Below are 4,103 nucleotides of genomic sequence, written 5' to 3'. Positions count from 1 at the left end.
AATGCTGACCGTCATCAGATGCCAAGCTCCCATGTAGCTGCTCGGATGGATCGATGTACATCTGAACTTGACCTTGAGAGCCAACATTCGCATATTTTCCTGTCCAAACCCCACGATAGAAAAGCACCACGTTCTTTGAGGAGTTCGGGGCTGCTTGTTGAGCAATTGGAACTGAATCTGCGGGTTGAATGCCTGACGTTGCTGTCAGACCTGCTAGGAGCAGTCCAGTTAGGAGCATTGAGCTTTTGAGCTTCATTATTTTCACCTTCATTTGGGCATTTATGGGAGGCTGACTCCTACACTTCGTCGCGATCGCGGGCGCGATCGATCAGTGCGTTTGAAGGCAAGTTCGGATCGAGCAACTTCCGCGCACTGTCAGCACTTACAACAGGCAGCGTACTTGGAGCAAGCAAGACGAAGAATGAGCTGTTTCATGGTTTGTCTATGAGCACTGGTGTTTGAAAGTGCTAGAAGCTAAGCGCTCGAAATCTTTATTTTGCTCAACAGCAGCATATCTATAGCGTTATTCCTCATCAACTCAACATATCAGTCTGCTAATCTCTGCTCTTTAGTTTCCGTTACCCATCGGGTCAGACTCAAAATCACACCCACGATCGGGATAAGGAAGTACCGGGGAGCGGCGACCAAAGAAGGATGGTTTATTCTAACTAACTTAGAGGATTTTGCCACAGCGATTGCCGCCTATAAAAAAAGATTTTGTATTGAAGAGATGTTTAGGGATTGTAAAAGTGGTGGGTATAATTTAGAAGCCACTAAGGTATCTGAGCAACGACTGAATACGCTGATTTTTTTGATAGCGATTGCCTATACCAGTGCAGTTATTCAAGGAGGAGAAATTAAGAGAATGGGTATACAAAAATACGTCTGCCGCGTTAAAGAAGCGAAGCGAACACAGCGGCGTCATAGCACTTTTTATGTAGGTTTGAATGGGCAGCGCTGGGTCCATTCTGTGGAACAGTATAGCGAATCTGTGACGGAATTAATGAGATTAACTCCTAATAAGCGGAAGTATTACCATCAAGGTTTAATGGCTGTAGAGCTTATCAAGCAAATATCCTAGCCTCTGTTGTCACCCCGTCAGGTTTTCACCTCCTGCACTGGTTGCGAATACCCAGTTATTACCGCCAATGGTTTTCCAGTATCTCTTGATCATCCACTGGATAGCCTTTTGTGGATGGCGGCGTTTTGCCCAAGCCTTGAGCTTTTGAAACATTAGATGGTCTTGACCTTCGTAAGCATCGTTACTTGCGACAGTTGATCGGACAAAGTTTGGGGCTGTAAAGAGTCCAGCATATTTCCCATTCTTGTAGACCTTCTTAGTGGGGAAGGCTTGTGTTATCCAATTTTCCATCCCGTGAAGGGCAATGTTTGCCAATAGCGGCGAGATTACGCCGCCCTGTGGTGTACCCTCAGATGTCGGAAACAACTGCTTTGCGTCCATCACTCCCGCTTTTAACCAGGCTCGAATTTGTCGGCGTATGGTGGGGAATGTATTCAATTTGTTGAGCAGCGCTTCATGGTCGATGCGGTCAAAGCATTTGGCCATGTCGGCATCAAGCACGTATTTGGCTTTCTGACTAATCACCGTATGGATTTGGGGAGGGATTTGTCTTTCTGTTATTGGGCAGGAGATTCACCCTCATGGCTATCAAGTTGTCAAGGTTCAGTTAAGATTGGTTCCTTTCTATGTTCCTTGCCTCTCATCCTTTGAGTATTACTACTCATTTCGAGAGAACGAATCGCAGCCTGCCTTAAGGCGAGAGGTTTTACGGCGCTTTTCGATAATTGCAGTGTCTGGTTCAGTGAATTAAGGTTTCAGGTACCCTAGCAAGGTCTCGGCGTAAAGTTTGGGATCGCGTAGATACATCAGGGAGCTACCGTGTAAAACCTTAGTGATAGAATGGGGAACAAGTTGGGCAGTGTCCTCAATAAAAGGCACGAACATGGTGTCTTCCATTGCCCACATCAGTAAAGTCGGAACCGAGATCAGGGGTAAACGGCTGGCTTCCTCGTACCTCAAGACCGCTTCTATCCCCTCGTAGGTGCGCTCTTGCCGAGATATCACTTCCTGGAAATAGATTTCAAAGCATTCAGGGGGTTCACCAACACATTGTGATTTTACCCATTGCCAATTAGCGCTGTAGTGGCTGCCATCCGCTTTTACCTCTGGTGGTCCATAAAAGAAGGGTGATTGGCGTAAAGATTGGCGTGCTGCTGAGTCTTTCCAACGAGGCATACCAAAAAGTACCAGCTTTTTAATTCGACTTGGACAAACAACCGCTGCTTCGCAAGCAATTGCCGCTCCGGTGCTGTTCCCCACCAGATAAAAATCTTCAATTTTAAGCGTGTCCAGTACCTCCAATAAATCTGTAGCATACTGCGGAATCGCCCATTGAGTGGGTGGATTTTCTGATTCGCCTTGACCGGGAATATCTAGCGCAATGACCCGAAAATCGGCAGCTAGCAGTGGCATCACTCTGATAAAACTACGAGAGGAAAAGTAAGTTTTGTGCGTGAGAACCAGTGCTGGACCATTGCCAGCCGTTCGGTAATGTACTTGACCCCACGGTCGATCCACAAAGCCTCTTTTGATTTTGATTGCTTGTTCTTGAATCATCTTCTGTATCGACGGGAGGTTTTCGCAGGTTTTGGTTGCTGAGTGGCTTGACCGGTGCCTTGATAATGAGACTGTGGAGGACTAGAAAAAGTTATGCTTTGTCGCTTAACTGCCTCATAAGCCAAAGAACTAATCGATTTGAGAGCCTTTAATCGATTCGGAAGCAGGTCGATCATCTGCCCCACCTGAAGAAAAGCGCGAGAATGCATAAGACTATTTTCAAACCTCTTCAAAACAGGACTACCTTTCCATCTGATCAAGATTCGTAGACTTGCAGCAAAAAGTGACTCAATTTGGAATTGTCAAAGTGGCGAATGCCACGGAACAACTTGTTTGGAGCCACCTGCCACTCGACAATCAGATCCATAACGCTGTTGCTTTCAATTCTCAAAGGACAACTAATCGAGCCTCCTGGCAAGTGAAATATCTGATTCGTGCTACCTAAGCTCTCCAGGGGTTGCCAACCAATTTCTTCTGGAGGGGATGTGACTAGCTCGGGGGTCAACTGTTTGACAGTCCCCTGCCAGATGCCGTCAGGTTGAATCATTCCAGAAGTTGGAAGCGCTTCTAGAAAGCGGTCTAACTGCTCAGAGATCACTGTTATGTGCTGCAACTCACCGCTTTGTTTGTATCTAGCACAGAGGGTCATCCTCCTGTTGTTATGCGTGAAACCTGTTTCAAAGAAGGGAGCAAAGGGAGCATCAGCCGTGATTGTTGTAGTTCCCCAGGAAAAGCTATTGTCGAGAAACAAAATGGCAAAGTGATGCCCATCAAAAGATAAACCTGCACTAGGTTTGATATAGGGACCAGTATTGTATAGTTCAGTCTTTCCATCAGGATAAGTGTAGTAGGTTTGATGAGTTATCTGGCTACCATCTTCACTGAGGTGAAACGATCGAACACTCTTGAAGGAGTCGATTGAGTCTCCTTCTGGTGAATATTGAGTCCAGATCCCATGCCAGTCGCCGAGATGATAGCGGCAGAAATTATCCCAGTTTTGGAGCTGGTTCTCCCTGTCAGCAACATTATCAATAGAGTGAGGTGCCATTGTCCTAAGTCTCCTCGCTTGCAAGCTCTAGATGGAATAATAAACGGCAGTGTTCATTTGAAATTTCGCTGCTAGTCGCGCCCTGCCACAATAATCTTTTCAGCTAAACCGACCGGGTTAGAAAACATCACCTCATGACTACCGGGCATTTGCACGAATCGAAATAGTCCCAGGCGGCTAGACAGTCTGGAATGCCATTCTCGCTCGCCTTGAGGCAAGAGACGGTCTTCCGTACAGTAGAGATAACTTTTAGGAATGGACAGCGAGTAAAACTGCTTCAAGTCCAGCTTGTCAATCCAGGGTTGATACGGTTCAGGTGATAATTGTGCATAACTCGATCGAGCCAGGTCGAGGTCAGCATCGTTGATAAACGTTTCTCGCCAAATCTCAAAAGGTAGCATCGTTGTGTAATCATCC

At 46.4% G+C, this 4,103-nt stretch carries 3 protein-coding genes and 3 pseudogenes; 1 reads left to right on the top strand and 5 read right to left on the bottom strand.

The genetic code is table 11. From position 1 onward, the window contains the following. Window positions 1–256 (bottom strand): hypothetical protein (locus V6C93_RS18400; protein ID WP_333478123.1); only part of this gene is annotated, 256 nt, incomplete at its 3' end. 366 nt (window positions 257–622) lie between these two features. Between V6C93_RS18400 and V6C93_RS18395 the strand changes: the two are divergent. Next, window positions 623–1,081 (top strand): annotated as a pseudogene (locus V6C93_RS18395) (IS4 family transposase); the annotation flags it as partial. 21 nt (window positions 1,082–1,102) lie between these two features. Here the strand turns inward: V6C93_RS18395 and V6C93_RS18390 are convergent. The 4 genes and pseudogenes from V6C93_RS18390 to V6C93_RS18375 form a co-directional block, all read right to left on the bottom strand. Further along, window positions 1,103–1,603 (bottom strand): annotated as a pseudogene (locus tag V6C93_RS18390) (reverse transcriptase domain-containing protein); the annotation flags it as partial. A 225-nt stretch (window positions 1,604–1,828) separates the two neighbouring features. After that, complete coding sequence (locus V6C93_RS18385) at window positions 1,829–2,638, bottom strand: alpha/beta hydrolase (protein WP_333478121.1); 810 nt, start codon at window positions 2,636–2,638, stop codon at window positions 1,829–1,831. Between the two features lie 256 nt (window positions 2,639–2,894). Further along, on the bottom strand, window positions 2,895–3,686 hold the full coding sequence (locus tag V6C93_RS18380) for a DUF3598 family protein (protein ID WP_333478120.1): 792 nt from the start codon (window positions 3,684–3,686) through the stop codon (window positions 2,895–2,897). Window positions 3,687–3,757: 71 nt separating this feature from the next. Continuing rightward, window positions 3,758–4,103 (bottom strand): annotated as a pseudogene (locus V6C93_RS18375) (alpha/beta hydrolase); the annotation flags it as partial.

It is taken from the genome of Allocoleopsis sp., from assembly GCF_036703385.1.
Lineage (GTDB): Bacteria > Cyanobacteriota > Cyanobacteriia > Cyanobacteriales > Coleofasciculaceae > Allocoleopsis.
Note: the sequence above shows the minus strand (reverse complement) of the source record. Positions and strands in the feature narration are given on the sequence as shown.

What these genes read in the sequence shown, in the direction of transcription:
- V6C93_RS18385 (WP_333478121.1), bottom strand. Translation starts at nt 2,638, where the DNA reads ATGATTCAAGAACAAGCAATCAAAATCAAAAGAGGCTTTGTGGATCGA.
- V6C93_RS18380 (WP_333478120.1), bottom strand. Translation starts at nt 3,686, where the DNA reads ATGGCACCTCACTCTATTGATAATGTTGCTGACAGGGAGAACCAGCTC.